Origin of the sequence: Mesorhizobium sp. KR2-14 (assembly GCF_040049255.1) — a bacterium.
Taxonomy (GTDB): domain Bacteria; phylum Pseudomonadota; class Alphaproteobacteria; order Rhizobiales; family Rhizobiaceae; genus Pseudaminobacter.
This window is the reverse complement of the sequence record NZ_JBDZDR010000002.1, coordinates 861717-888340: the sequence shown is the minus strand read 5'-3', so window position 1 is coordinate 888340 and position 26624 is coordinate 861717. Positions and strand designations below refer to the sequence as shown.

Annotated in this window: 22 protein-coding genes; 13 read left to right on the top strand and 9 right to left on the bottom strand. The window is 64.5% G+C overall.

Going from position 1 to position 26624, the window contains the following annotated elements; all coding sequences use genetic code 11:
* Positions 1–167: 167 nt before the first annotated feature.
* The 4 genes from ABLE86_RS08740 to ABLE86_RS08725 are packed head-to-tail and all read left to right on the top strand — an operon-like array spanning position 168 to position 5096.
* The gene (locus ABLE86_RS08740) at positions 168–1421 is read left to right on the top strand and encodes a sarcosine oxidase subunit beta family protein (protein WP_348778525.1); all 1254 of its coding nucleotides are present in this window, start codon (positions 168–170) and stop codon (positions 1419–1421) included.
* Between the two features lie 9 nt (positions 1422–1430).
* Entirely contained in the window at positions 1431–1700 is a 270-nt protein-coding gene (locus tag ABLE86_RS08735) for a sarcosine oxidase subunit delta (protein ID WP_348778524.1), read from the top strand.
* Entirely contained in the window at positions 1697–4576 is a 2880-nt protein-coding gene (locus ABLE86_RS08730) for a sarcosine oxidase subunit alpha family protein (RefSeq protein ID WP_348778523.1), read from the top strand. The genes ABLE86_RS08735 and ABLE86_RS08730 overlap by 4 nt, the downstream gene beginning before the upstream one ends.
* Positions 4569–5096, top strand: a complete 528-nt coding sequence (locus ABLE86_RS08725; protein WP_348778522.1) for a hypothetical protein — start codon at positions 4569–4571, stop codon at positions 5094–5096. The genes ABLE86_RS08730 and ABLE86_RS08725 overlap by 8 nt, the downstream gene beginning before the upstream one ends.
* Before the next feature lie 93 nt (positions 5097–5189).
* Here ABLE86_RS08725 and ABLE86_RS08720 read toward each other — a convergent pair whose 3' ends face one another.
* Both ABLE86_RS08720 and ABLE86_RS08715 read right to left on the bottom strand, forming a co-directional pair.
* The gene (locus ABLE86_RS08720; RefSeq protein ID WP_348778521.1) at positions 5190–6803 is read right to left on the bottom strand and encodes a GMC family oxidoreductase; all 1614 of its coding nucleotides are present in this window, start codon (positions 6801–6803) and stop codon (positions 5190–5192) included.
* 10 nt (positions 6804–6813) lie between these two features.
* Positions 6814–7263 (bottom strand): sugar dehydrogenase complex small subunit, encoded by a 450-nt coding sequence (locus ABLE86_RS08715; RefSeq protein ID WP_348778520.1) that lies wholly within the window; start codon positions 7261–7263, stop codon positions 6814–6816.
* A 302-nt stretch (positions 7264–7565) separates the two neighbouring features.
* On the opposite strand from ABLE86_RS08715, the gene ABLE86_RS08710 reads away from it, so the two are divergent.
* The 3 genes from ABLE86_RS08710 to ABLE86_RS08700 are packed head-to-tail and all read left to right on the top strand — an operon-like array spanning position 7566 to position 10970.
* Entirely contained in the window at positions 7566–7943 is a 378-nt protein-coding gene (locus ABLE86_RS08710; protein ID WP_348778519.1) for a response regulator, read from the top strand.
* A 1-nt stretch (position 7944) separates the two neighbouring features.
* On the top strand, positions 7945–8238 hold the full coding sequence (locus ABLE86_RS08705; RefSeq protein WP_348778518.1) for a hypothetical protein: 294 nt from the start codon (positions 7945–7947) through the stop codon (positions 8236–8238).
* Positions 8238–10970 (top strand): sensor histidine kinase, encoded by a 2733-nt coding sequence (locus ABLE86_RS08700; RefSeq protein ID WP_348778517.1) that lies wholly within the window; start codon positions 8238–8240, stop codon positions 10968–10970. The genes ABLE86_RS08705 and ABLE86_RS08700 overlap by 1 nt, the downstream gene beginning before the upstream one ends.
* A gap of 4 nt (positions 10971–10974) precedes the next feature.
* On the opposite strand, the gene ABLE86_RS08695 is transcribed toward ABLE86_RS08700, so the two are convergent.
* The gene (locus ABLE86_RS08695) at positions 10975–12522 is read right to left on the bottom strand and encodes a short-chain fatty acyl-CoA regulator family protein (RefSeq protein ID WP_348778516.1); all 1548 of its coding nucleotides are present in this window, start codon (positions 12520–12522) and stop codon (positions 10975–10977) included.
* A gap of 173 nt (positions 12523–12695) precedes the next feature.
* Here ABLE86_RS08695 and ABLE86_RS08690 point away from each other — a divergent pair, with 173 nt between their 5' ends.
* From ABLE86_RS08690 to ABLE86_RS08665, 6 genes are all read left to right on the top strand, one after another.
* Complete coding sequence (locus tag ABLE86_RS08690; RefSeq protein ID WP_348778515.1) at positions 12696–14039, top strand: substrate-binding protein; 1344 nt, start codon at positions 12696–12698, stop codon at positions 14037–14039.
* A gap of 91 nt (positions 14040–14130) precedes the next feature.
* Positions 14131–15159, top strand: a complete 1029-nt coding sequence (locus tag ABLE86_RS08685; RefSeq protein ID WP_348778514.1) for a branched-chain amino acid ABC transporter permease — start codon at positions 14131–14133, stop codon at positions 15157–15159.
* A gap of 5 nt (positions 15160–15164) precedes the next feature.
* Entirely contained in the window at positions 15165–16307 is a 1143-nt protein-coding gene (locus tag ABLE86_RS08680) for a branched-chain amino acid ABC transporter permease (protein ID WP_348778513.1), read from the top strand.
* A gap of 12 nt (positions 16308–16319) precedes the next feature.
* The gene (locus tag ABLE86_RS08675; protein WP_348778512.1) at positions 16320–17093 is read left to right on the top strand and encodes an ABC transporter ATP-binding protein; all 774 of its coding nucleotides are present in this window, start codon (positions 16320–16322) and stop codon (positions 17091–17093) included.
* A complete protein-coding gene (locus ABLE86_RS08670; RefSeq protein ID WP_348778511.1) occupies positions 17090–17854 on the top strand; it encodes an ABC transporter ATP-binding protein in 765 nt (254 codons plus the stop codon). The genes ABLE86_RS08675 and ABLE86_RS08670 overlap by 4 nt, the downstream gene beginning before the upstream one ends.
* A gap of 603 nt (positions 17855–18457) precedes the next feature.
* Complete coding sequence (locus ABLE86_RS08665) at positions 18458–19198, top strand: Crp/Fnr family transcriptional regulator (protein ID WP_348778510.1); 741 nt, start codon at positions 18458–18460, stop codon at positions 19196–19198.
* 90 nt (positions 19199–19288) lie between these two features.
* Here ABLE86_RS08665 and ABLE86_RS08660 read toward each other — a convergent pair whose 3' ends face one another.
* The 6 genes from ABLE86_RS08660 to ABLE86_RS08635 are packed head-to-tail and all read right to left on the bottom strand — an operon-like array spanning position 19289 to position 26431.
* Complete coding sequence (locus tag ABLE86_RS08660) at positions 19289–20911, bottom strand: benzoate-CoA ligase family protein (protein ID WP_348778509.1); 1623 nt, start codon at positions 20909–20911, stop codon at positions 19289–19291.
* Positions 20912–20914: 3 nt separating this feature from the next.
* Positions 20915–22072, bottom strand: a complete 1158-nt coding sequence (locus ABLE86_RS08655; RefSeq protein WP_348778508.1) for an acyl-CoA dehydrogenase family protein — start codon at positions 22070–22072, stop codon at positions 20915–20917.
* A 1-nt stretch (position 22073) separates the two neighbouring features.
* On the bottom strand, positions 22074–22886 hold the full coding sequence (locus ABLE86_RS08650; protein WP_348778507.1) for an enoyl-CoA hydratase family protein: 813 nt from the start codon (positions 22884–22886) through the stop codon (positions 22074–22076).
* Positions 22879–23373, bottom strand: a complete 495-nt coding sequence (locus ABLE86_RS08645; RefSeq protein ID WP_348778506.1) for a MarR family transcriptional regulator — start codon at positions 23371–23373, stop codon at positions 22879–22881. The genes ABLE86_RS08650 and ABLE86_RS08645 overlap by 8 nt, the downstream gene beginning before the upstream one ends.
* Positions 23370–24134 carry an SDR family oxidoreductase gene (locus ABLE86_RS08640; RefSeq protein WP_348778505.1) on the bottom strand — a complete coding sequence of 255 codons (765 nt, stop codon included), beginning with the start codon at positions 24132–24134 and terminating at the stop codon, positions 23370–23372. Before ABLE86_RS08640 ends, ABLE86_RS08645 begins: the two co-directional genes overlap by 4 nt.
* Positions 24131–26431, bottom strand: coding sequence for a bifunctional salicylyl-CoA 5-hydroxylase/oxidoreductase (locus ABLE86_RS08635; protein ID WP_348778504.1), 2301 nt, complete (start codon positions 26429–26431; stop codon positions 24131–24133). The genes ABLE86_RS08640 and ABLE86_RS08635 overlap by 4 nt, the downstream gene beginning before the upstream one ends.
* Between the last annotated feature and the right edge of the window lie 193 nt (positions 26432–26624).

The window sequence follows — 26624 nt, the reverse complement described above, 5'->3', positions numbered from 1 at the left end:
CGCATGTCGACAGCGCGAAACATGCACGGCCGATGTGAAATCCCCGGCCGGCCACTTGCCTGCCTTGCCGACATCCAGCTAACAGACATGCGCCGGCCGTGACTCGGCAGAAAGTCGGACGATCGCATGCTCCTTCCATCAAAATGTCCACCGCGGGGGCCTGAAGCATGACCAGGCGCTATTCGGCGTTCTCGCTGTTTAAGGAGGGCCTGGCCGGCCAGACCGGCTGGGAAAAGGCGTGGCGCTCGCCCGAGCCCAAGAGCTCCTACGACGTCATCATCATCGGCGGCGGCGGCCACGGCCTCGCCACCGCCTACTACCTGGCGAAGAACCACGGCATCACCAATGTCGCGGTTCTGGAGAAGGGGTGGATCGGCGGCGGCAACACCGGCCGCAACACCACGGTGGTGCGCTCCAACTATTACTACCCCGAAAGTGCGGCGATCTACGGGCTGGCGCACAGCCTCTACAAGACCCTTTCGACCGAGCTGAACTACAACATCATGTTCTCCGCCCGCGGCATCCTGACGCTCGCCCACAGCGAGGCGGCCATGGAAACCGCGGCGCGCACGGTAAATGCCATCCAGGTCAACGGCATCGACGCGGAACTGCTCTCGGCCGAGGAAGTGCGGCGCCTGGTTCCGATCTACAATTTCGCGCCGGACGCCCGTTATCCCGTCCATGGCGGCAGCTGGCAGGGCAGCGCCGGCACGGCGCGCCACGATGCCGTGGCCTGGGGCTATGCCCGGGCCGCGAGCGGCCTAGGCGTGGACATCATCCAGAACTGCGAGATCACCGACTTCATCATCGAGGGCGGGCGCTGCCGCGGCGTGGTGACCTCGCAAGGCACGATCCGCGCCGAGCGCACCGGCATGGCCGTGGCCGGCCATTCCTCCGTGCTGGCGGCCAAGGCCGGCTTCGAACTGCCGATCAATTCCTATGCCTTGCAGGCATGCGTTTCCGAGCCGGTGAAGCCCATCCTCGACACCGTGGTGATCTCGCCCGACAGCGGCGTTTATGTCAGCCAGTCGGACAAGGGCGAGATGGTGATCGGCGGCGCGCTCGACCGCATTCCCTCCTATGGCCAGCGCGGCAACCTGCCGGTGCTGGAAGGGGTGATTGCGGGCATGCTCGAGATGTTTCCCATCTTCGGCCAGTTGAAGCTGATGCGGCAATGGGCCGGCATCGTCGATGTCGTGCCGGACTCTTCGCCGATCATCGGCGAGTCGCCGTTGCCGGGCCTGTTCCTCAATTGCGGCTGGGGCACCGGCGGCTTCAAGGCGATTCCCGCCGGCGGCACGCTGCTGGCGCACCTGCTCGCAACCGGCAAGCATCACGATATCAGCCGCCCCTTCGATCTCGATCGCTTCGCACGCGGCCGGCTGATCGACGAGGCCGCCGGCTCCGGCATCGCGCACTAGAGGAACACCATGCAGCTTTTCCCCTGCCCTTTCTGCGGCCCGCGCGACGAAAGCGAATTCCACTATGGCGGCGAGGCCGGCAACACGCGTCCCGACGGCAAGGATGTGACGGCCGACAAATGGGCCGGCTACCTTTACATGCGAGCCAACCCGAAGGGGCCGACGCGCGAAATCTGGGTGCATCTGACATGCGGCGAATTCTTCGCCATGGACCGTGACAGCGTGACCCACACGGTGGGCGGATCGCAGGCTCTCGATGCGACGGAGCACGCAGCATGAGCGCCTCGCGTCTTGACCGGGGCGGCAGCGAGATCGACCGCAGCCGACCACTGAGCTTCAACTTCGACGGCCGCCGCATCGAGGGCTTTGCCGGCGACACCATCGCCTCGGCGCTGTTGGCCAGTGGCCAGCGCATCGTGGGCCGCAGCTTCAAATACCATCGCCCTCGCGGCATCTGGGGCGCCGGCGTGGAGGAACCCAACGCGCTGGTGGACATCGAGGGCGCCAACGGCCGCATCCCCAACGCGCGCGCCACGACCGAGCCGGCGCTGGATGGCCTGACGGTAAGAAGCGTCAACGCCAATCCGAACGCCCAGGCGGATCGCAACGCGTTTCTGGACCGCTTCGCGCGCTTCATTCCGGCGGCCTTCTACTACAAGACGTTCATGTGGCCCGACTGGCTGCTGTTCGAGCCGCGTATTCGCGCAATGGCGGGCCTCGGCGTCGTCGATCCGGAGTGGAAGCCGCTTCCTGCAGCCGATCAGATCAACCACCATTGCGACGTGCTCGTGGTGGGTGCCGGCCCGGCCGGACTGGCAGCCGCGGCAGCAGCCGCTGATGCCGGTCATTCGGTCGTGCTCGTCGACGACCAGGTGCATCCGGGCGGATCGCTGCGCCACCGCGCTGGCGAGATCGATGGCCAGCCCGCCCTGCAATGGGCGCAGAACGTCGTTTCCAGGCTGGAGCGCGACGGCCACAAGGTGCTGCCGCTGACCACCGCCTTCGGCATCTACGACCACAATCTGGTGGCCCTGAACCAGCGCCATGCCGGCGGACGACCGGACACGCTTTGGCGCGTCAGGCCGCGCCGCATCGTGCTGGCAACAGGCGCGATCGAACGCCCGGTCCCGTTCGGCAACAACGACCTGCCCGGCATTCTCTCGGCTGACGCTGCACTTGCCTATCTGCGCCGCCAGGGCGTGCTGGTCGGGCGTCAGGTCGTGGTCGCCACGAACAATGACAGCGCCTACGAGGTCGCCGAGGCCATGGCCGCAAGCGGCGCATCGGTGACAGTGATCGACTGCCGCAGCAATGCGGGCAAGAGCGTTGCCGGCGTGAAGGTCATGGCCGGACGCACGATTTCCGCCGCGCGCGGACGAGGCGCGGTCGAGGCCGTCGTGCTGGACGACGGCACAGTTCTGCCGGCCGACTGCGTGCTGGTGTCAGGCGGCTGGACGCCGACGGTGCATCTCTTTTCGCAGGCGAAGGGCAAGCTGGCCTGGAATGAGAACCTGGCGGCCTTCGTGCCGGGCGGCCAGATTGCGGGCATCGGCGTTGCCGGCGCGGCGGCCGGAACCGCATCGCTTTCGGAAGCGCTGGCAAGCGGCGGGGCCGCACTCGGCGAATTCGGCAATCCCGACTCGGAGGCGCCCCGCAGCACCGGCCCGGAAATGACGCTGGGCGTGGTCGGCCTGTGGCCGAAGCCGAAGACAAAGGGCCGCGTCTGGATCGACTACCAGAACGACGTGACGGCCAAGGATGTGGAGCTTGCGGCACGCGAAAACTTCGTCTCGGTCGAGCACCTGAAGCGCTACACGACGCTGGGCATGGCGACCGACCAGGGCAAGACATCGAACCTGAACGGGCTGGCCCTGCTGGCGGACATTACCGGCCGCGCAATCCCCGAGGTCGGCACCACCACCTATCGCCCGCCCTTCACACCCGTTCCCTTCGCAAGCCTTGCCGGAAGCCGCCGCGGCAGCATGATGGCGCCGGTTCGGCGCCTGCCGCTGGAGAACGCGCATCGCGCCGACGGCGCCGTCTTCCAGGAATATGGCGGCTGGCTGCGCCCGGCCTGCTACGGCGCCGGCGACACTTCGGCCGTCATTCAAGAGGAGGCGCGGCGCGCCCGCCAGTCGGTGGCGCTGTTCGATGGCTCCACGCTCGGCAAGATCGAGGTGGTAGGGCCTCAGGCGGCCGAGTTCATGGACTTCATCTACTACAACACCATGTCGACGCTGAAGCCCGGCCGCTGCCGCTACGGCTTCATGCTCTCGGAGAACGGCGTCGTGTTCGACGATGGCATCCTGATGCGGCTGGACGAGCACCGCTTCGTGGTTTCCTGCTCCAGCTCGCATGTCGCGGCCGTGCATGCGCGGCTGGAGGAATGGCGGCAGGACCGTTTCGGACGCAAGGCGGTCTATATCCACAACGCCACGTCGAACCTCGCCACCCTCACCGTCTCCGGCCCGAACGCCCGCGGGCTTCTCGAGGCGCTCGAGCTGGACGTCGCGCTGGACGACGAAAGCCTGCCGCACATGGCGGTGGCGCACGGCATCTTCGCCGACGAAGCCGTGCGGATTGCGCGCGTGAGCTTTACCGGCGACCGCAGCTACGAAGTCTCGATCCGGGCCGATCGCGCCGAGCTGCTCTGGAGCCGGATGAAAGAGGCCGGCGCCGCCCTCGATGCCGTGACCATCGGCGTTGAGGCGCTGATGATCCTGCGCGCGGAGAAGGGCTATATCGTCATCGGCAAGGATACCGACGGCACGACGCTGCCGCACGATCTCGGCGTCTCCGGCCCGCGTGTGAAGCGCGACACGGAGTTTGTCGGTCGCCGCTCGCTGTTCACAGAGGAGGCAAGCCGGCCGGACCGAAACCAGCTTGTCGGGCTCGTCGTCGCCGAGGGCGAGAAGCCCCTGCCCATCGGCGCGCATGGCATAGAGCGCCACGGTGACGGAAAGCGGAGCATCGGCTTCGTGACCTCGTCCTATTTCAGCCCCACGCTTGGCCGACCCATCGCGTTGGCGCTGATCGAGCGGGGAGCCTCGCGGCACGGCGAGACGATCGAGCTTCAGCACCTTGGCATGATGCGGCGCGCCACCATCGCGCCGGCTTGCGCCTTCGATCCAGCGGGAGAGCGTCTCAATGCGTGACCTTGCCGAGAAATGGCCGATCGTTCCGGATTGGAGCACGGCAGGCATCGACACCGGCGGCCTCTCGGTCCGCACGATCATGGGCCTGAACCAGATTCTGGTGAGCGGCGACCTAGAGACGTGGGGCCGCGTATCCGGCATGCTGGACGGAAGCGTCGGTGCATTGTCGGTCGCACAGGGCAGCCGCTATGCAGTGCGCATTGCGCGCGACCGCATACTTGCCGTTTCTGAAACGCCGCTGGGCTTTGCGCCGGGCTGGCACGGCAGGGGATTCGCCGTCAGCGTGATCGACGCCGGAATGCAGGTGATCGAACTGAGCGGCGCTGACGTGCCAGAAGTGTTCGCCCGCGGCACGACGCTGTATCCCCAAGGCTCGACGCCTACTGCGTCTCTGCTGTTCGCCGGCGCCAACGCTCTGGTCTATCGCTACGGCAGCGCCGACCGGATGCGCATCCATCTAGACCGCGGACTGGCGCCCTATCTGTGGCAGTGGCTCGAACAGACGGTTTCGCACCTTTAGCGCCGCAATGGATCGGCTGATGGCCGATCCGTTTTTGGAGCACCCTCAACTTTGCTCTGATTGAACGACCTGGCGAGATTGCACCTCGCCCGGTCAGTTCAGTTGCTTGAGCATGGCCTCCGCCGTCCTCAGGCTGAGCGCGGCGATGGTCAGCGTCGGATTTGCCGTGGCCGCGGTCGGGAACACGGCCGAGCCGACGATGAACAGGTTCCTGTGGTCATGGCTGCGCAGCTCGGCATCGACGACCGAGGTCTTCGCATCCGTGCCCATGCGGGCGGTGCCGATGATGTGGCCGGCGCCGGCCGCTTCCGGCAGATGCTGCATGCCGGTGGTGCCGAGAGCGGCGAAAATCTCCTCATGCGCCTTTGACGCAGCGACAAGCCCGGCCTTGACGTACTCGTCCAGCCTGTAGGTGATCTTCGGCAGCGGGACGCCGTAGCGGTCGCGCTCGGTCGGGTGCAAGGCAATGCGGTTTTCGGGGTCAGGCAGTTGCTCGACAAGCGAAGCGAGACGGATATGGCGGGACGTCACGTCGCGCAGGGCAGCATTGAGGGCGGCACCGCGCAGCCCCTGCTTCACAAGCTCGGCAGCCGAGGTTACCGGCGCGCCGGTTGGCCAGGAATGGCCGTCATTGCCGATCTCGATCCGGAACGCGCCGCGCTCCTTGCGGAAGGGCCCATCGCTGAGGTTCTCGATGCCGGAAGTGGAAAGCGGGCCGCGATAGGGCCAGACCGGCTGGTTCGAGAAAGCCCAGCTCAATTGCGTCGGGTGGTCCATCAGATTGCGGCCGACCTGGTCCGAGCCATTGGCGACGCCCCGTGGCGTCCGCTCGGACGTCGAGTTCAGGAGCAGACGCGGGGTTTCCATCGCATGCGCGGCAACGACGAACAGCCTGCCGACCGCCCTGCCCGTGCTGCCGTCACGGCGGATGAAGCGGACCGCCTCGATCGCGCCGTCCGGGCCGGTTTCGATGAAGGTCGCGACCGTGGCGGCATGAAGCTGCGCGCCATGGGATTTTGCACGCTCGACATGCACCGTCGCGTCGTATTTGGCCTGCACCGGGCAGACAGGTATGCAGCTTGCGCTGCCGCAGCAGCCTGGCCTGTCGTCGCGCTCGACCGAGTTGCGCGCCTGCGGCGTGGAGCTCACGCGGTATTGCGTGCCTTCCAGCGCCTTCGCGAACGTCTTGTCGAGATAGGTCTGCGGGATCGGCGGCATGGGATAGGCGGCCGAGCGATGGGCGGTCGGCGGCGATCCCGGCTCGCCGGAGACGCCAAGCTCGTTCTCGGCCTTCACATAGAAGGGCTCGAGCTCGTCATAGCCGACTGGCCAATCGACGCCGCGGCCGTGGTCGCGGGCAAGGGTGAAGTCGCCCGGCGACATGCGGATCGCGGTGCCCAGCCAATGCCAGGTGGTGCCGCCGACTACCTTGACATAGGTGCTGCGGAACTTGTCGGGACCGTCCTGACGATACCAGTAGTCCGGATCGTAGGCGACGGGATGGTCCACGTCGGGCCCGAGGGGATAAGCGGATTCCGGCGTCTTGATGAGCGCACCGTGGAACCTGTCGACGGCATCGGCGCGATCGACCTCCTCGCCCGCCTCGAGGATTGCCACTTTCAGCCCCTCCCGCGCGAGCCTGTCGGCGATCAGCGCGCCGGCGACGCCCGACCCGACGATGACGACGTCGGCTTCGATCTCTGCCATTTCTCTATCCTCACGCGCTCGGGGGTTCGGACCAGTAGCCGGTATCGCCGCCGCACCAGCCCTGCGGCTTGGTGTAGTCGAGCGCATCCCAGATGCGGGCGTCCGTATAGGTTGCGACCTCCTCGCCCTCGGCCGTGCGGTGCACGCCCGAATACCAGTTGGTGATGATTTCCTCCTCCAGCGCCTTGTCGCCCGCGCCGCCGGCGAGCAGCGAGAGCGCCTGCACCCTGCCGGTCTGTTCGAAACCGGCGAGGAATCTTGCGGCGATGTCGGCATCGAGGGAGGACGCATCGGCCTGAAGCAGCCGCGCCGAAAGCTTGACGAAATCGCCTTCGGAGACGCCTTCCGCCGCCATCGAAGGCAGCCCCGTCATCAATGAAAGCGCGCTTGCGCCGCTGAGCGCCAGCAACCGGCGCCGCGTCAGGCCAGGCGCGGCGGGATGCCTCATCCTGTCGGTCATGTGGTTCCTCCGTTGCATGTCCGACCGGGGCGACGGCCGGCAATTGGGCACACAAATCGCAGAGAAAATGTTTATCCCGACTTAACGGCAGCCCCTCGGCTGACCGGGTCACTTGCCTGCGCGCATGATTTCGGCTGGAATGGGCCGCTAGAACAATAAACAGCTTCCATGCGACCGGCGAACTGGGGCGTCGCGCATGGCAGCAAGGCACCCGGAGCCAGCAGCCGCGACAATGGCGGGAGCCCCGGGAATTTGGAAGCCGCACCGAAAATGCGCGGCTCCGCTGGGGAGGTGATAGGGGGATGGTGGATATCCTGATTGCCGAGGACGAGCCGGCTATTCTGGAATCTCTCAATTTCATCCTGGGGCGATGCGGATGGTCGGTCGATTCCGTTCACGACGGAGATGCCGCGATCGAAGCCGTGCGGCGCCTGCGGCCTGGCATGCTGCTGCTGGACATCATGCTGCCCAAGAGGAGCGGCCTGGACGTTCTCAAGGCGATAAGGTCCGACGCATTCCTCAAGCACGTACCGGTGCTGATCCTGACCGCGCGCGGGCAGCAATATGACCGCCAGATAGCCGCGGAACTGAAGGCGGACGGCTTTGTCACCAAGCCCTATGCCAACAATGACGTGATCCAGGAAGTGCGACGGCTGCTGGGCAGCCCGGCGCAGGGCTGACATGGCGAGCCAGCGCCCGCCGAGGGCGGATGACGACCGCAAGCGCGAGGACACGGCCCTCGCCATACCGCTCTTCGGCGCGGTGCTGCTGCTTCCTCCGTTCCTCAATCTCTTCGCCACGCGAACGCTGCTGTTCGGCGTGCCGATGGAGGTGCTTTACCTCTTTCTCGTCTGGATACTTCTGATCGTCGGCGCAGTGATGACCTCGCGCCTTCTCCCCGCGCGCACCGGCAAGACTCATCCGGGCGACGCCGGAGACGAGATCAGGCCGGCGATGCCGCCGGAGGACGAGTGATGCTGTCTCCGGATTTCGTCATCCTGACAGCCGTGGCCTATGTCGGCCTGCTGTTCGTGCTCGCCTATGTTTCGGACGCACGGGCAAAGCGGGGCAACGCCGGCTTCCTGCGCTCGCCGTTCGTCTACACGCTTTCCATATCCGTCTACTGCACCAGCTGGACGTTCTATGGCGCGGTGGGCACCGCGGCCCGCAGCGGTCTGGAATTCCTGGCCATCTATATGGGGCCGACCCTCGTTTTCGTCGGCTGGTGGTTCATCCTGCGCAAGCTCATCCGCATCAGCCATTTGCAACGCATCACCTCGGTGGCTGACCTTCTGTCCTCCCGCTTCGGCAAGTCGAGCCGCCTTGCGGTGCTGGTGACGCTGATCGCGGTGGTCAGCATCACGCCCTATATCGCGCTGCAGCTCAAGGCGATCACCACCTCGATCCAGGCGGTGTCCGTGGCCAAGGGCGGCGGAGACCATCTGGCCGGGCTGGACGATGTCACCCTCGCTCTCGGCGTGGCGGTCGGCATGGCGCTGTTCACCATCCTGTTCGGCACACGAAACGTCGATGCGCGCGAGCAGCACCACGGCGTGGTCGCCGCCATCGCCTTCGAGGCGGCCGTGAAACTGGTTGCCCTGATCGCAGTCGGCGTCTTCGTGGTGTTCGGCCTGGGCGGCGGCCTGACCGAAGTCTACGCGCGAGCGGTCGAAGCGGGCCTGGACATTCACGAGCGCAGCGAGTTCGGCAGCCGCTGGGTTGTGGTGCTCCTGCTTTCGGCAAGTGCCGCGATCTGCCTGCCGCGCCAGTTCCAGATCACCGTGGTGGAGAATTCAAACGAGGAGCATCTGCGCACGGCGGGGTGGGCGTTTCCGGCCTATCTGTTCCTGATGAGCCTGTTCACCATGCCGATCGCGCTCTATGGCCTGGCCACCATGCCCATCGGCTCCAATCCGGACATGTTCGTGCTCACGCTGCCCATGTCCACGGGGCACGATGGCCTGGCGCTCTTCGCCTTCATCGGGGGCTTTTCGAGCGCCACCTCCATGATCATCGTGGCCTCCATCGCGCTGTCGATCATGGTTTCCAACCATGTGGTGCTGCCGATCGCCCTGCGCCGCTCCGGCAATCTGGCCGATTCGGGTGAGCGCGGCATTGCGCGCCTGCTGCTGCGCAGCCGCCGCATTTCCATCGGGGTGATGCTCTTCCTGGGCTTCCTCTATTTCTGGCTGACTGGCGATTCCGACGCGCTCGCGCCGATCGGGCTCATTTCCTTCGCCGGCGTCGCGCAGTTCCTGCCGGCAATGATTGCCGCGCTCTACTGGCGCTCGGCTACCGTGCAAGGCGCACTGGCCGCAACGCTGATCGGCTTCGCCATCTGGGCGTGGACCGTGTTCCTGCCCAGCTTCGAATCTACCAGCGACACGGTCGCGATGCTTATGGCGGAAGGCCCGTGGGCAATAGGCTTCCTGCGGCCGGAGGCGATGTTCGGCATGAGCGGCCTCGACCCGCTCGTCCACTCGGTGTTCTGGAGCCTGTTCCTCAACGTTGCCACGCTGGTCTGCGTGTCGCTGGCAACGAACCAGACCGCGCTGGAACGCATCCAGGCGGCACTGTTCGTGGACGTGTTCAAGCGCAGCCCCGGCGCCCAGCCGCACATCATCAGGGGCTCGGTGACCACTACCGAGCTGTTCTTCGTCGCCGAGCGCGTGCTGGGGTGGAAGCGGGCCAGAGAGCTGTTCGACACTTCCGACGTTCCGCGCGGCGAGGCAGCGGCGCGGCTAGACGTTTCATCCGAATTCATCGCCAAGCTGGAACGGGAGCTGGCCAGTTCCATCGGCTCGGCCTCGGCGCATATCCTGCTCAGCAAAGTGGTCGCCGGCGACATGATCACGCTGGAAGAGGTGATGCAGATCGCCGACGAAACCCAGCAGGTCATCGAATATTCCCACAAGCTGGAACAGACCTCGCAGGAACTGCGCTCGACCGCGCAGCAATTGCAGGAGGCCAACGCGCTTCTGCACGAGCTTCACCGGCAGAAGGACGACTTCCTTTCGCAGGTGAGCCACGAGGTTCGCACGCCGATGACTTCCATCCGGTCGTTCTCGGAAATTCTGCTCACCGATACCGACCTCACTCAGGGGCAGAGGACACGCTTCGTGACCACGATCCACAACGAAAGCGTGCGCCTGACCAAGCTGCTGGACGAGATTCTCGATCTCAGCGCGCTGGAACATGGCGAGCGCGACTGGGAAGACGTGCCCATCGACGCCGAGCAGGTGCTGGATCGGGCTGTGGCGGTGTGCGAGGCGCTTGCCCGCCAGCGGGCATTGTCGGTGGAATATGGACGAAGGGCGGAGCGCGGGCCGGTTTCCACTGATGCCGATCGGCTGAGCCAGGTGTTCATCAACATCATCGCCAATGCGATTTCGCACAACGACTCGCCCGCACCGCGGGTGCGAATCGAGAGCCGGATCAAGGCTGGCCGCTATGTGGTCGATATCTCCGACAACGGCTCCGGAATACCCGAAGAGTTTCGCAGGAGCATCTTCGACAAGTTCGTGCGTGCCGGACGGGTGGAGCCCTCCTCCGTCGCCACACGCGGGCTGGGGCTGGGACTGAACATCAGCCACAAGATCGTGGAAAAGATGAATGGCTCGCTGGAACTTGTCCAAGGGCCGCTTCCCGGTGCGTGCTTCCGCATCACGCTTCCGCTGCGCCGCGAGGCTGTCGCGGTCGCCGAATAGGTCCTCAGGTCGCGGCCATCGCGGCCGTTTCCTGACGATGCGCGCAATCCTGCCGGGTGCAAAGGCGACAGGAAGGCCCCACCAGCTTCGGCTCGTATGACAGGTCGAGCCCATGGCCGTAGACGGTGCGATCGGCATGCAGGATGTCGCACGCCAGCATCACGGAGAAGACCAGCGGCTGTTCCTGATAGGCCGAAACGCGCTTGGTTACCGCCTTGGCCAGAAGCAGGTAGCGCCCGCCATTGGTGAATTCGCAGACCTCCCTGACCACGCCCGAGGCGCCGAAAGCGTCGTAGATCGGCCAAAGCAGGCAGCCATGCCCTGACCCCGGCAGCGTCAGCCCCGGCAGTGGGAAGCGCTTTGTGAGGCGCCCTGCCCGATCCGCGCGCAGAAAGCCGAAGGGAACGCCCTCGGCACCCTTGCGCCGAAGCGTCACCAACCGGTGCGCCGCCTGCTCGAAACTCGCCGTGTAGAGATGACCTAGCAGTTCGATGTCGTAATGCCTCTCCTCAGCATCACGCAGGAATTCCGCATAGGGCATGACAATGGCGCCGGCCATGTAGGAGGAAAGCGCGCTGCGCATGAGCTGCCGCGCTTCGTCGGAGGTTGGCTCCATCGCGACGGATTGGCGCTCCAGCACATCGCCCGCGGCATGCAGCGCGTAGATGCGGCTCATCTGGAACTGGCGGGTGGCGGCGGTCGTCGAAGCGCGGAACCACAGCACCGCCGCCTCCGGATCGAACCTGTAGGGCTCGGACATCCGCTCCCGCTCCGGCCATTTGCGGCACGAAATGCCGAAGCGGCGCTGCAAGGCTTCGGCAAGGGCCGCCTCGCCGAAGGCACCATGCGCTTCCACTTCCCGCCGCAGGTTTTCGGCGGCATCTTCCAGCGCAGGAAAGTGATTGTTGGCCGTGATGATCGCCTCTTCGACCTCCCGCAGGGGCGATCCGGCTTTTTGTCCAGAGGCGGACTGATCGAAATAGGAGGCGAGATTGCGCACGATTTCGGTCAGGTCGTGCGCCTCGTGACTGATCATGCCGGTAAAACGGATACGGTCTGCCTCGGCAAGGTCCGGCACGCCATCAAGTATCTCCGCACTGGAGCGCATGGCGGCGATGCGGTTGAGAACCTGATGCAGCATCTGCGATAGCAGCGGGTCGGACCGGAGGCGGTTGGCGTAGGCCTCAATGCCGGCGCTGGTTTCCGAATAGGCGCGGTAGAGCCGGGTAAGAGCGGTTCCCGCCTCGGGAAAGCGCGCCACCAGCTCGCGGACTTCGCTCCGCTCAATTTCGATGTCGCGCATGACCGGGTCGGCCAGCAGCTCTTCCAGCCCCTGGATCATGCGTTGCTCGCTGAGGCCGGACAGCTCGTCCATTTCCAGGCTCAGCCGTTCGGCAATCCGCATCAGCAGCTTGCCCCCGATCACACGCTTGTTGTTCTCGATCAGGTTGAGATAGCTCGGCGATATTCCGGCAGCGCGCGCGAGGGTCGCCTGCGACAGGCCGAGTTGCAATCGTTTGCGCCGTATTCTGATGCCAATGGGTGCCCGCATGCGCCCTCCCCCTGAACGCTGTGTAAGACATTTACAAAACTGACTTTACACAAACATCATTGTTTACAAAAAAATCCATAAATATCAATTTGCTATTGCTCTATTTTCCACTTCGTTGACTCTTCCGGCCGAGGAGAACGGCGGCGCACGCCGCATTCAAGGAGGAGTGAAGCATGACGTCGCGTTTCAACAGGAGAAGCGTGCTCAAGGGCGCAGGCGCAGGCCTTGTGACCGCTCTGGGCGCACCTTATGTGTTCAGCAAGGGCGCCTGGGCGCAGGACTTCTGCAACAACCCGGCCAGCGGCAGCGCCATTTTCGGCTTCAACGTGCCGCAGACCGGATCCTATGCCGAGGAAGGCCTGGAGCAGCTCAAGGGCTATGAACTGGCCGTCAAGCACATCAATGGCGAGGGCGACGGCGGCATGCTCAAGACGCTCAAGCCTATCGCGCTGAAAGGCAACGGCGTGCTCGGCCGCAAGGTCGAATATGTGACCGGCGACACCCAGACCAACACCGACGCCGCCCGCGACGGTGCACGCCGCATGATCGAGCGCGACAAGGCCATCATGGTCACCGGCTCCGTCACCTCCGGCGAGGCGATCGCACAGCAGAGTCTGTGTCAGGAAATGGGCGTGATCTACATGTCCGGCCTGACGCATTCCAACGACACCACCGGCAAGGACAAGCGTCGCTTCGGCTTCCGGCACTTCTTCAACGCCTTCCAGTCGGGCGTCGCCATCGCGCCGTTCCTGGCCAAGGAATACGGCACCGACCGCCGCGCCTATCACCTGACGGCCGACTACACCTGGGGCTGGACGCAGGAAGAATCGATCAAGAACGCCACCGAAGCGCTCGGCTGGGAGACGGTCGCCACTGTGCGCACGCCGCTCGGGCTCGGCGATTATTCGCAATACCTGACGCCGGTGATGAACTCCGGCGCTGACGTGCTGATCCTCAACCACTATGGCCACGACATGGTCAACTCGCTGCCGCAGGCAGTGCAGTTCGGCCTGCGTGACCGCCAGGCCAACGGCAAGAACTTCGAGATCGTCGTGCCGATGTTCTCCGAACTGATGGCCGTCGGCGCGGGCGAGGCGGTGAAGGGCATCATCGGCACTTCCAACTGGCAGTGGTCGCTGGACGACGAAGGCACCAAGGCCTTTACCAAGTCCTATGGCGAGGCCTATGGCGCTCCGCCGTCGCAGTCGGCCCATACCGGCTACGTGCAGGCGATCCTCTATGCCGACGCGGTCGAGCGGGCAGGAACCTTCTATCCGCCGGAAGTCATCAAGGCGCTGGAAGGCTTCGAGTTCGACGGCATGGGCAACGGCCCGACCCTCTACCGCGACACCGACCACCAGTGCTTCAAGGAAGTGCTGGTCGTGCGCGGCAACGAGAACCCGTCGAGCCGCTTCGACGTGCTGAACGTGATCGGCAAGGCCACACGCGAGGACGTCACCTACGATCCGTCGATCTTCGGCGGCGAGCTGGGCCCCTACGAACCCAACCAGTGCTGACATCCTTGCCGGCCCGGCGCTGCCAATGGCGCCGGGCCGGCTGCTTTTCCAGTCATAACGATCGGGGGTCAAACCCCGTGCGGGGAAAAATATGAACGCGTTCTTCGCGCAACTGCTCAATGGTCTGGACAAGGGTGGCGCCTATGCGCTGATCGCCCTGGGGCTCACCCTCGTTTTCGGCACGCTTGGCGTCGTCAATTTCGCGCATGGCGCGCTTTTCATGCTCGGCTGCTTCTGCGCCGTCACGTTCCGCTTCCTGATCACGATGGAAACCGTGACGCTCGACCCCGAGAAGCTCTCGCCCTGGGGGACGCCGGTGGAAGTGCGCACGCCGCTGGTGCAGAACTGGTTCGGCGACTTCGGGGCGCTGCTGGTCGACTATTCGGTGCCGATCTCGATCCTGCTGGCCGTCCCCGTGATGCTGGTGATCGGCATCGCCATGGAGCGCGGGCTTATCCAGCACTTCTACAAGCGCACCCATGCCGAGCAGATCCTCGTCACCTTCGGCCTGGCCATCGTGCTTCAGGAAATCGTGAAGAGCTTTTTCGGCGCCAACCCCATTCCCCAGCCAATTCCCTCGGATCTGCGCGGCGCGGCCGACATCGGCGCATGGTTCGGCGCCGATGCGCATGTGCTGACCTATCCGTGGTGGCGGCTCATCTATCTCTTCTTCTCGCTGGGGGTAATCGGCAGCGTCTTCGCCTTCCTGCAGTTCACCACTTTCGGCATGGTGGTGCGCGCCGGAATGGCTGACCGCGAAACGGTGGGCCTGATGGGCATCGACATCGACCGGCGCTTCACCATCGTGTTCGGCCTCGCCGCCGTGGTCGCGGGCGTCGCCGGCGTGATGTACACGCCGCTGCTGCCGCCCAACTATCATCTCGGCATGGACTTCCTGGTGCTCAGCTTCGTGGTCGTGGTTGTGGGCGGCATGGGCTCCCTGCCCGGCGCGGTCGCAGCCGGCTTCCTGCTCGGCATCCTGCAATCCTTTGCATCCATGACCGAGGTCAAGTCGCTCATTCCGGGCATTGACCAGGTGATCATCTATCTCGTGGCCGTAGTCATCCTGCTGGTCCGCCCGCGTGGCCTCATTGGCCGGCGCGGTATCATGGAGACCTGACCCCCATGTTCTCGCTTTCCCGCAAGGACTCTGCCTCTCTGGCCATATTCAGCCTCATCGTCCTCACGATGCCGTTGTGGCTTTCGCCGCTCGGCGCCGCCTATCCGGGACTGATGCAGAAATTCGCGATCTACGCGATCTTCGCCATCGGCTTCAACATACTGTTCGGGCTGACCGGCTATCTCAGCTTCGGGCATGCCGCATTCCTGGGCGTCGGCTCCTACACCACCGTCTGGTCGTTCAAGCTCCTGACCATGGACATGCTGCCGGCAATGGTTCTGGCGGTGACGGTGGCGGGCCTGTTCGCCCTGCTGATCGGCTATTTCAGCCTGCGCCGCTCGGGCATCTACTTCTCGATCCTGACCCTGGCTTTTGCGCAGATGTGCTACAGCCTGGCCTATTCGGTCCTCACGCCGATCACCAATGGCGAGACCGGCCTGCTGCTAGCGCGCGACGACCCACGCTTCCTCGATGCCCTGTTCGGCGCGCAGGCCGCGGCTTCCGGCTTGCCGACGCCGACCCTGCTCGGAACCACGATCTCCGGCTATCTCGGCTTCTATATCTGCGCGGTGCTGCTGATCGTCTCCTTCTACGTCTCGCAGAAGATCTTCGCCTCGCCCTTCGGCATGGCGCTGCGGGCGATCAAGTCCAACCAGACCCGCATGAACTACACCGGCTTCAACACCAAGCCCTACACGCTTGCCGCCTTCGTCATCTCCGGCATGTTCGCCGGGCTTGCCGGCGCGCTGCTTTCGGTGACCGACCCGCTGGCCGGCGCGGAACGCATGAAGTGGACCGAATCGGGCAACGTGGTGCTGATGACCATATTGGGCGGCGTGGGAACGCTCTACGGGCCCGTCGTGGGCGCCTGGCTGATCAAATATTTCGAGAACATCTTCTCGGCCATCAACGTCAACATGCTGAAGAACGCGTTCTCCTTCCTGCCGGACGGGCTTTCGGACGCGGTCGTGACCATCCTGTCCAAATTCGTGGGCGAAGGCTGGCACCTGACGCTGGGCCTGATGTTCGTGCTGATCGTGGTGTTCCTGCCCGGCGGCCTCGTGGAGGGAAGCCAGCGCCTTCGGCGACGGTTTCAGCGCGGCAAGACAGCACCCGACGACGCGCTTCGCACCCAGCCAGCGGAATAGGACGGCGCAGCCATGACCCAGACACCTGCAAACATCGTCCTGCATGCGGCGGACGTCCACAAGCACTTCGGCGGCCTCAAGGCGCTTTCGGATATCGACCTCCAGATCGAGGAGGGCAAGACCCACGCCATCATCGGCCCCAATGGCGCCGGGAAATCGACGCTGCTCAACGTCATCATCGGGCGCATCCCGCCATCCAGCGGCGCCGTTGTCTTCGACGGGACCGTTCTGACCGGGAAGGCCCCGCATGAGATCAACCAGCTCGGCATTTCACGCGTCTTTCAGACGCCGGAAATCTTTGCCGACCTGTCGGTGCTGCACAATGTGATGGCCCCGGCCTTTGCCCGCCGCGACGGCGCCTTCAAGATCAACATGTTCCGCTCGGTGGAAAGCGAGGCTGAAATCCGCGAGCAGGCTGGGGCGCTGCTGCACGACCTCGGCCTCTACGAACGGCGCGACGGACATGCCGGGGCCCTGTCGCGCGGCGACAAGCGGCGGCTGGAACTGGCAATGTGCCTGATCCAGAAGCCGCGCCTGCTGCTGCTCGACGAGCCGACGGCCGGCATGAGCCGCCACGACACCAACACGACGATCGAGCTTCTGCGCAAGATCAAGATGAGCGGCATGACCAAGGTCATCATCGAGCACGACATGCATGTCGTCTTCTCACTGGCCGACAAGATTTCGGTGCTTGCGCAAGGGCGCATCATCGCCTCCGGCCTGCCCGGTGAAATCAAGGACGATCCGCGCGTCCAGGAAGCCTATCTGGGAGGAGCCCTCGAATGAACGTCCTGGCGACAAAGCGGGAAGCCATTTCGGCCGCGACGGAGTCCGACCCGAAGAATGCCTTCTTCGCGATCCGCGACATCCACGCCTATTACGGCGAAAGCTACATCGTCCAAGGCGTCACGCTGGACGTGCACAAGGGCGAGATCCTGGCCCTTCTCGGCAGAAACGGCGCCGGAAAGACCTCGACGCTGCGCGCCATCGCCCGGCTCGATCAGCCCGAATTGCGCAGCGGTGAGATCTGGCTGGAAGGCCAGCCGATCCATTCGATGAAGTCCTACCAGGCATCCCGGGCCGGCATCCAGCTGGTTCCCGAAGACAGGCGCATCATTCCGGGCATGAGCGTGGAGGAAAACCTGAAGCTGGCGCAGATCGCGCCCGGCCACGGCATGTCCCTCGACGAGATCTACGCGCATTTCCCCCGTCTGGCGGAGCGGCGCACGCAGGAGGGCATCACCCTTTCCGGCGGCGAGCAGCAGATGCTGGCGGTGGCGCGCGCGCTGGCCCGCGACGTGAAGCTGCTGCTTCTGGACGAGCCTTATGAGGGGCTGGCCCCCGTGATCGTCAAGGAAATCGAGAACATCGTCTACGACATCAAGAAGCGCGGCATCACCACGATCATCGTGGAGCAGAACGCGGTCGCCGCCTTGCGGCTCGCGGACCGCGCGGTCATCCTCGACACCGGCGAGCTTGTGTTCTCAGGAAGTGCGAAGGAGTTGCTCGACAGCCCCGAACTGCGCAACGAGTATCTCGCCATCTAAGCGCTCGCCTACCCGCCCCCTTCAGGGGATACGCAGGGGACGTCTGAGGGCGCCAATCCCTGCCACGACCGAAAGATCGCCCGCAACGAACTCTCTCCGGGCGCGCTTCACCTGAAAGCGCGCTCTCCCCGGGCCATCGCGGATCTGCCGAAGCACTCGGCTTGTCCGCGACTGAATTTTACGCATCCACTTTCGACAGATCGGACCAGGGTCAAGGCCCTGCGCTGTCGCTCCCCTGCGCGGGCCCTGCTTGGCGCCGATGCCTCACAACGCAGCACCGGTCGCACTGCCCGAACGACCGATATGCCTCATCCAAATGAACTAGGCGATTAAAATAATAACGCCCGACTTTACGCGAAATATACTACGATCCACGGATGCTCTAAGTCCGAATTTCAGCGGGCAGCCAGGAACCAATCACCGCTTTGTGAATTATATTATCCACAACCGCGTATATACTTGGACGCGCAATCCGCGCGCGATGGTAACGCATATTATTACAAACATCTAATATGAACGCGGATGTATGTCCCACTGATCTGGAAGTATTCACTGATTTTTAAATCCATTCGCTTTCAATGGAATGTCAGGGGCGAGAATTCCATGAAACCGACCTCACTTCAGATCGATGCGCTGTCGAAGAAAATCGCAGCGTTCATGCCGCTGAAGCCGGAAGACTCAGTAATACTCGAAAGGCTGCAAGGGCAGCGCATCCTGATAGGTGCCGGCCGCGATATTGTCTATGAAGGGCAGCACCATCACGCCGCCTATGTCGTTCGCGAAGGATGGGCCTGTTCCTACAAGCGCCTTCACGACGGCGGGCGGCAGATCATCGACATTCAGATTCCGGGCGATTTCCTCGGCCTGCGCAGCTTGTTGCTGAGGACCTCGGACCAGAGCTACGTGGCGCTGACCGATATCGAGATCAGGAAGGTGAACACCGATCGCATTTGGGAGGCCTTCCGCGAGTCGCCGCGTCTGGCGGTCGCCCTGCTGTGGGCGGCATCGCGCGACAACGCCATGGTGGTGGAGCACCTTGTCAATGTCGGCAGGCGGGACGCGCTATCCCGCACCGCCCATTTCCTGCTCGAACTGGCAATGCGGATGAGACTTATCGGCCACGGAAACTCCGACAGCTTCCCTTGCCCGCTCTCGCAGACCGTACTTGCCGATTCACTCGGCCTGACCGCAATCCACCTCAACCGCGTTCTGCGGCAATTGCGCGAAGCGAACCTGCTCGTGTTCCGCGATGGCGTGGTGACCTTCCTCAACCGGGAGTCACTGGCCGAACTGACCGGATTCGACCTGACCTATCTGGACCAGGACATCACTCCGACCAGATAGCCATGCGGCCGGCTGGTGAACGCACGTGAGGGCAGCGCGCTCGCGCGTTCCACCCTCAACGCCCTTGCGAAATCGCGCCCGGCGCAGCTTCTATTGCTGCGCCTGCTTCAGCACGAAACGCTGGATCTTGCCTGTAGCCGTCTTCGGCAGAGCCTCGATGAACTTGATCGAACGCGGATATTTGTAGGGCGCGATCACCTGCTTGACGTGATCCTGCAGCGTCTTGATCGTCATGGCGTCCGCAGTCACGCCGGCCGCCAGCACCACATGTGCCTGCACGATCTGGCCACGCTCTTCGTCGGCTGCACCGATCACAGCGCATTCGGAGACGAAAGCGTGGCTGAGCAACGCCGCTTCCACTTCCGGCCCGGCGATGTTGTAGCCGGCGGAGATGATCATGTCGTCGGAGCGGGCGGCAAAATGGAAATAGCCGTCCTCGTCCTGGTAGAAGGCATCGCCGGTGAGGTTCCAGCCGCCGCGCACATAGGTTCGTTGCCGCTTGTCGGCCAGATAGCGGCAGCCCGTGGGTCCTCGCACCGCGAGCCGTCCCACCTCGCCGCGCGGCTTTTCGTTCATATCCTCGTCGACAATCTTCGCCTCATAGCCGCCGACCGGCTTGCCGGTGGAGCCAGGAGCGGAATCGCCCAGGCGGTTGGTGATGAAGATGTGCAGCATCTCGGTGGAGCCGATGCCGTCCAGCATCGGCTTGCCGGTCTTCTCCATCCAGGCATTGTAGATCGGCGCGGGCAGCGTCTCGCCGGCGGAGACTGCGACGCGCAGCGAGCTGAGATCCGCGCCCTTGTCCATCGCCGCCAGCATGACGCGGTAGGCCGTAGGCGCGGTGAAGCTGATGGTCGCCTTGTAGTTCTCGATGATCTCGATCATCTTCGGCGGCGTTGCCTGCTCCAGAAGCGTCGCGGCCGCGCCAAAGCGCAGCGGGAAGATGGCAAGGCCGCCGAGGCCGAAGGTGAAAGCGAGCGGCGGCGAGCCCACAAAAATATCGTCCGGCCGCACGCCCAGCACTTCCTTGCCATAGGCATCGGCGATGATGAGGAGGTCGCGATGGAAATGCATCGTCGCCTTGGGCTCGCCCGTGGTGCCGGAGGTGAAGCCCAGAAGCGCGACATCTTCGCGGCTGGTCGGCACGGCGTCGAACTTCACCGGCTTGTCGAGCGCGATGCGGTCGAGCTCGGCATCGTGGTTGGCGGTGCCGTCGAAGCCGATCACCTTCTTGAGGAAATTCGAGGTCTTGGCGCAGGCGACGAGCTCATCGAGGATGCGCGAGTCGCAAAGCGCGAATTCGATCTCCGCCTTGTCCACGATCTTCGCGAGCTCGCCCGCGCGCAGCATCGGCATGGTGTTGACCACCACGGCACCGGCCTTGGTGGCTGCGAGCCAGCAGGCGACCATGGCGGGGTTGTTGGCCGAGCGGATCAGCACCCGGTTGCCCGGCTTGACGCCATAGTTGTCGACCAGCGCATGCGCGATGCGGTTCGACCAGTCGGTCAGTTCCTTGTAGGTCCGGCGGCGGCCATTGCCGATCAGCGCGATGTTGTCGCCAAAACCCTTGGCGACCATGGCGTCGGTGAACTCGACTGCGGCGTTGAGCGTCTCGGGATAGTCGAAGCCGTCGAGCAGCAGGTCGGGCCACTCCTCCACCGGCGGCAGGTTGTCACGAGCAAATGTGTCGATGTGCGCCGATGGCCCCAGCATTCATTATCCTCCCGCCAGCGTCTGCCTGGCTATTATGACTTTCTGTACGTCGGACGCGCCCTCGTAGATGCGCAGCGCCCGGATCTCCCGATAGAGGCTTTCGACGACGCTGCCCTTGCGCACGCCGTCGCCGCCATGGATCTGGACCGCCTTATCGATCACGCTCTGGGCGCGATCTGTGGCGTAAAGCTTGGCCATCGCCGCTTCACGGCTGACGCGCGGCGCGCCCGAATCCTTCAGCCAGGCGGCGCGATAGACGAGGAGCGCCGCGGCATCGATGTCGAGCGCCATGTCGGCGATGTGGCCCTGCACCATCTGCAGGTCCGACATGGGCGCGCCGAACAGTTCTCGCGACGTCGAACGCGCAACAGCCTCGTCCAGCGCGCGGCGGGCAAAGCCGAGCGCGGCGGCGGCAACCGTCGAGCGGAACACGTCGAGCACTGACATGGCGATCTTGAAGCCCTCGCCCGGCTTTCCGAGCATGGCCGATTTCGGCACACGGCAGTTCTCGAAAGACAGCCGCGCCAGCGGGTGCGGCGCGATCACCTCCAGCCGCTCGGCGATCGACAGGCCCGGCGTGTCGGCCGGCACGATGAAGGCCGAGATGCCCTTGGCGCCCGGCGCTTCGCCGGTGCGTGCAAAGACCGTGTACATGTCGGCGATGCCGCCGTTTGAAATCCAGGTCTTCTCGCCTTCAAGAACGTAGAAGTCGCCGTCCTCGCGCGCGGCAAGGTCGAGATTGGCGACGTCGGAGCCGGATTTCGGCTCGCTCAGCGCGAAAGCGGAAAGCGCGGTGCCCGCCCGCGTACGGCTCAGCCATTCGCGTTTCTGGTCGACCGTGCCGAACAGCGAGATCGCGCCGGTGCCCAGGCCCTGCATGGCAAAGGAGAAGTCGGCAAGGCCGTCATGGCGCGCCAGTGTCTCGCGGATTATGCAAAGGCTGCGCACGTCGAGCGTGCTGACCGCCACATCGGGATCGACGGCCGAATATTCCAGCCAGCCGCCCTCGCCCAGCTTGGCCACCAGCTCGCGGCAGGCGGCGTCGACGTCGCTGTGGTCGATGTTCGCCAGATTGGCGGCGGCCCAGCGGTCGAGCGCGTCGGCGAGGATGCGGTGGCGCTCTTCGAAGAAGGGCCAGGTGAGAAAGCTGCGGTCCGCCATGTCAGTCGCCCTTGAAGACAGGTTTTTCGCGCGCGACGAAGGCGTCGTAGGCGCGCTTGAAATCCTGCGTCTGCATGCAGATGGCCTGCGCCTGCGCTTCGGCCTCGATGGCCTGCTCGATGGACATCGACCATTCCTGGTTCAGCATGGTCTTGGTCATCATATGGCCGAAGTTCGGGCCGTCGGCGAGGCGGCGGGCCACGGCGATCGCCTCGGCGTCGAGCGAGGCGGCATCGACGATGCGGTTGTAGAAACCCCAGCGCTCGCCCTCGTCGGCGCTCATGGTGCGGCCGGTGTAGAGCAGCTCGGAGGCCCTGCCCTGGCCGATGATGCGCGGCAGGATCGCGCAGGCGCCCATGTCGCAACCGGCAAGGCCGACGCGGGTGAACAGGAATGCGGTCTTGGCTTCCGGGGTTGCGAGACGGATGTCGGAGGCCATGGCGACGATGGCGCCGGCACCGACGCACACGCCGTCGACGGCCGCAATCACCGGCTTGCCGCAGTTGATCATGGCCTTGACCAGATCGCCGGTCATCCGAGTGAAGCGCAGCAGGCCCTTCATGTCGAGGTCGAGCAGCGGGCCGATGATGTCGTGCACATCGCCACCGGAGCAGAAATTGCCGCCGTTGGAGCCGAACACCACCGCCTTGATGTCGTCGGCATAGACCAGCGCGCGGAACACGTCGCGCAGTTCGGCATAGCTGTCGAAGGTCAGCGGGTTCTTGCGCTCGGGCCGGTCGAGCGTGACGACGGCGATGCCGTCCTCCACGCGCCAGAGGAAATGCTTTGCGACGTAACCCGCCATATCAGTCATTATCATCAACCTTCGCTGTCTGTTTCGGCGCCCTGCCGATGGTGTCCAGGATACCGATAACCTGCTCGCACGCCGCCGGCGGCAGGTCCTCGAGCACGGCGTTGACCCAGCGCGCATGCGCCGCCGCCATCTTGGCGAACTCCTCCTGCCCCTTCTGGGTCAGGCGCACCAGGGTGGCGCGCTTGTCGCCCGCTACCGGCACGCGCAGCACCAGACCGTCGATGACGAGGCGTTCGATGATGCCCGTGACATTGCCGTTGGAGACGCGAAGCGCTGCCGACAGCTCGCTCATCTTGAGGCCATCGTCGAAACGGTCCAACGCGGCGAGCACGTCGAAGCGCGGCAAGGTGGTGTCGAATTCGGCGCGAAGGTTTTCGCGAACGACCTGCTCGACATTCTTGGTGACCTTCAACAGCTTCAGCCAGACACGCACCCGCGGCCTGACCGGACTGGAAGCACTCAACTCGTCGGGCAGCTGCACGCTCATATCTCGCCTCCCGATACCGACAGGGCCTGGCCGGTCATGGAGCCGGAATTCGGCCCACAGAGGTAGAGCACGCTCTGCGCCACCTCCTCAGGCAGCACGAAGCGGCGCTGCGGATTGCCCTCCGTCAGCGCGGCGGCGGCTTCCTCCCGGCTCTTGCCGGTCTTCTGCATGATGTTTTCGATCGATCGTTCGAGCATGGGCGTCAACGTGAATCCGGGACAGACGGCGTTCACCGTAATACCGGTCTCGGCGAGTTCAAGCGCCAGTGAGCGCGTCAGCCCGATAACCCCATGCTTGGCGGCCGCATAGGCGGACACATAAGGATAGCCCTTGAGCCCGGCGGTCGAGGCGACGGCGACCAGCCTGCCCTCGCCGCGCTTGGCCATGCCGCTGGCCAGCGCCTGCTGGAAGGTCATGAAGACGCTGGTGAGGTTGACGTCCATCATCCGGCGCCAGAGGTCGAGGCCGGTGCGCCGGAACGGCGCGCTTTCGGCAGCGCCCGCATTGGCAACGACGATGTCGAGATCGCCGACTTCGCTGGCGATCTGGTCGAACAGAGCCTTGAGCGACGCCTCGTCGGTGACGTCGGCCGTCATGGCGACGATGTCTTTCGAACTAGCCGCCACCTCCAGCAGCGCATCCATTCGCCGGCCAGATACGACGACGGTCGCGCCGGCATCGGCCAGCGCGCGGGCAATTGCCGCGCCCATGCCCGAGCCGCCGCCGGTGACCAGTGCGCACTTGCCGGTCAGATCTCTCATACCGCGCGATCCTGTGCCGCCATCTCGGCGGCGCGCTCGGCGAGGCGCCGAAGCTGGTCGCGGCCCGGCAGATATGGGTCGGGCCATGCCTCGGCGGTGTCGCCCAAGGTCGCCGCTGCCCGGAGCGTCCAGTAGGGGTCGGTCAGGTGCGGACGGGCGAGACAGACAAGGTCGGCGCGGCCAGCGAGCAGGATCGAGTTGACGTGGTCCGGCTCGTAGATGTTGCCCACGGCCATGGTCGCCATGCCGGTCTCATTGCGGATGCGGTCGGAGAACGGCGTCTGGAACATGCGGCCATAGACCGGGCGCGCGGCCCTGGTGGTCTGACCGGCAGAAACGTCGCAGATGTCGACGCCGGCTTCGCGGAAGATACGCGCGATCTCCACCGCTTCCTGGGGCGTCACGCCCTCGGGGCCGACCCAGTCGTTGGCCGAGATACGCACCGAAATCGGCTTTTCCTCAGGCCAGACCGCGCGGATCGCATGGAAGATCTCCAGCGGATAGCGCATGCGGTTTTCCAGCGAGCCGCCATATTCGTCGGTGCGGTTGTTGGTGACCGGCGTGATGAAGGACGACAGCAGATAGCCGTGCGCGGCGTGGATTTCGAGCATGTCGAAGCCGCAGCGATCCGCCATCTGTGCCGCCGATACGAACTGGTCGCGCACCAGGTCCATGTCGGCGCGGGTCATCGCTTTCGGCGTCTGGTTCTCTTCCGACCACGGCAGATCGGAGACCGACAACACCGGCCAGTTGCCTTCCTTCAGCGGCTTGTCGGTGCCTTCCCAGCCGACGCGGGTCGAAGCCTTGCGGCCGGCATGGCCGATCTGCGCGCAGATCTTGGCTTCCGTTTCGGCGTGGACGAAATCCACGATGCGCTTCCAGGCCACTTCATGTTCAGGCGCATAGAAGCCGGGGCAACCGGGCGTGATGCGGCCTTCGGCGCTGACGCAGGTCATCTCGATATAGAGCAGCCCTGCACCGCCCTTGGCGCGCTCGCCATAGTGGACGAGGTGCCAATCTGTCGGCGTGCCGTCGACGGCCTTGTACTGCGCCATGGGCGAAACCACGACGCGGTTCTTCAACTCCATGCCCCGTAGCTTGAACGGCGCGAACATCGGCGCGCGGTGCGTGCCCTGCGGCGCGCCGGCAGCCTCCTGGAACCAGCCTTCGGCGCTCTCCAGCCAGTCCTTGTCGCGCAGGCGCAGGTTTTCGTGGCTGATGCGCTGCGAGCGGGTCAGCAGCGAATAGTTGAACTGCACCGGGTCGAGATGGAAATAGCGTTCCACCTCCTCGAACCATTCCAGCGAGTTGCGCGCCGCCGACTGCAGGCGCAACACCTGCACGCGGCGCTCGTCTTCGTAACGGGCGAAGGCGGTTTCGAGCGACTTTTCGGTGTGGACATATTCGGCGAGCGCGACAGCGCTCTCCAGCGCCAGCTTGGTTCCCGATCCGATGGAGAAATGCGCGGTAGCCGCCGCGTCGCCCAGCAGCGCGATGTTCTTGTAGGACCAGCGCTTGCACAGCACGCGCGGAAAATTCAGCCAGGCCGAGCCACGGATGTGGTTGGCATTGGTCATCAGCGCATGGCCGCCGAGATGCTTTGCAAAGATGCGCTCGCAGACCGCGATGCTCTCCTGCTGGCTCATCTCGCCGAAGCCGAACTTTTCCCAGGTCTCGGTACTGCACTCGACGATGAAGGTCGCGGTGTCGTTGTCGAACTGGTAGGCGTGCGCCCAGACCCAGCCGTGCTCGGTCTCCTCGAAGATGAAGGTGAAGGCGTCGTCGAACTTCTGGTGCGTGCCGAGCCAGACAAACTTGCAAACACGGACGTCGATATCGGGCTCGAACTGGGCGGCGAATTCGGTACGGGTCCGCGAGTTCAGGCCGTCGGAGGCGACGACAAGATCATACTGTTCGGCATAGTCGGCAACGCTCTCGACATTGGTCTCGAAGCGAATTTCGATGCCAAGCTCTTTCGCCCGCGCCTGCAGCAGGAGGAGAAGCTGCTTGCGGCCGATGCCGCAGAAGCCATGGCCGCTCGACACCGTCTTGGTGTCCTTGAAGTGGACGGCGATGTCGTCCCAGTAGGCGAAATGCGCGCGGATGGCTTCGGCGCTCACGGGATCGTTGGCGGCAAGTTTGGTCAGCGTCTCGTCGGAGAGCACAACGCCCCAGCCGAACGTGTCGTCCGGCTTGTTGCGCTCGATCACGGCGATCTCCGCCGACGGGTCGCGCAGCTTCATGCTGATGGCGAAGTACAGGCCGGCCGGCCCACCTCCGAGACAGGCGATCTTCATCGGCAACTCCTTCTGATGGGAAAAGGATGGCACCGCCCCACGATAATTTCAAGCATGAAGTTTCAAGCTTGAAATTTTTTAGACAGTCGTGAAATCTGCCCCGACTTGCGCATGCACGAGCGCCAGCCAGGCACTTGCGCAACGGCCGCACGGTGATCGATAAAGCGCGGACCGGCCAGCGACGGCGACCAAA

What these genes read in the sequence shown, in the direction of transcription:
- ABLE86_RS08740 (WP_348778525.1), top strand. Translation starts at nt 168, where the DNA reads ATGACCAGGCGCTATTCGGCGTTCTCGCTGTTTAAGGAGGGCCTGGCC.
- ABLE86_RS08735 (WP_348778524.1), top strand. Translation starts at nt 1,431, where the DNA reads ATGCAGCTTTTCCCCTGCCCTTTCTGCGGCCCGCGCGACGAAAGCGAA.
- ABLE86_RS08730 (WP_348778523.1), top strand. Translation starts at nt 1,697, where the DNA reads ATGAGCGCCTCGCGTCTTGACCGGGGCGGCAGCGAGATCGACCGCAGC.
- ABLE86_RS08725 (WP_348778522.1), top strand. Translation starts at nt 4,569, where the DNA reads ATGCGTGACCTTGCCGAGAAATGGCCGATCGTTCCGGATTGGAGCACG.
- ABLE86_RS08720 (WP_348778521.1), bottom strand. Translation starts at nt 6,803, where the DNA reads ATGGCAGAGATCGAAGCCGACGTCGTCATCGTCGGGTCGGGCGTCGCC.
- ABLE86_RS08715 (WP_348778520.1), bottom strand. Translation starts at nt 7,263, where the DNA reads ATGACCGACAGGATGAGGCATCCCGCCGCGCCTGGCCTGACGCGGCGC.
- ABLE86_RS08710 (WP_348778519.1), top strand. Translation starts at nt 7,566, where the DNA reads ATGGTGGATATCCTGATTGCCGAGGACGAGCCGGCTATTCTGGAATCT.
- ABLE86_RS08705 (WP_348778518.1), top strand. Translation starts at nt 7,945, where the DNA reads ATGGCGAGCCAGCGCCCGCCGAGGGCGGATGACGACCGCAAGCGCGAG.
- ABLE86_RS08700 (WP_348778517.1), top strand. Translation starts at nt 8,238, where the DNA reads ATGCTGTCTCCGGATTTCGTCATCCTGACAGCCGTGGCCTATGTCGGC.
- ABLE86_RS08695 (WP_348778516.1), bottom strand. Translation starts at nt 12,522, where the DNA reads ATGCGGGCACCCATTGGCATCAGAATACGGCGCAAACGATTGCAACTC.
- ABLE86_RS08690 (WP_348778515.1), top strand. Translation starts at nt 12,696, where the DNA reads ATGACGTCGCGTTTCAACAGGAGAAGCGTGCTCAAGGGCGCAGGCGCA.
- ABLE86_RS08685 (WP_348778514.1), top strand. Translation starts at nt 14,131, where the DNA reads ATGAACGCGTTCTTCGCGCAACTGCTCAATGGTCTGGACAAGGGTGGC.
- ABLE86_RS08680 (WP_348778513.1), top strand. Translation starts at nt 15,165, where the DNA reads ATGTTCTCGCTTTCCCGCAAGGACTCTGCCTCTCTGGCCATATTCAGC.
- ABLE86_RS08675 (WP_348778512.1), top strand. Translation starts at nt 16,320, where the DNA reads ATGACCCAGACACCTGCAAACATCGTCCTGCATGCGGCGGACGTCCAC.
- ABLE86_RS08670 (WP_348778511.1), top strand. Translation starts at nt 17,090, where the DNA reads ATGAACGTCCTGGCGACAAAGCGGGAAGCCATTTCGGCCGCGACGGAG.
- ABLE86_RS08665 (WP_348778510.1), top strand. Translation starts at nt 18,458, where the DNA reads ATGAAACCGACCTCACTTCAGATCGATGCGCTGTCGAAGAAAATCGCA.
- ABLE86_RS08660 (WP_348778509.1), bottom strand. Translation starts at nt 20,911, where the DNA reads ATGCTGGGGCCATCGGCGCACATCGACACATTTGCTCGTGACAACCTG.
- ABLE86_RS08655 (WP_348778508.1), bottom strand. Translation starts at nt 22,072, where the DNA reads ATGGCGGACCGCAGCTTTCTCACCTGGCCCTTCTTCGAAGAGCGCCAC.
- ABLE86_RS08650 (WP_348778507.1), bottom strand. Translation starts at nt 22,886, where the DNA reads ATGACTGATATGGCGGGTTACGTCGCAAAGCATTTCCTCTGGCGCGTG.
- ABLE86_RS08645 (WP_348778506.1), bottom strand. Translation starts at nt 23,373, where the DNA reads ATGAGCGTGCAGCTGCCCGACGAGTTGAGTGCTTCCAGTCCGGTCAGG.
- ABLE86_RS08640 (WP_348778505.1), bottom strand. Translation starts at nt 24,134, where the DNA reads ATGAGAGATCTGACCGGCAAGTGCGCACTGGTCACCGGCGGCGGCTCG.
- ABLE86_RS08635 (WP_348778504.1), bottom strand. Translation starts at nt 26,431, where the DNA reads ATGAAGATCGCCTGTCTCGGAGGTGGGCCGGCCGGCCTGTACTTCGCC.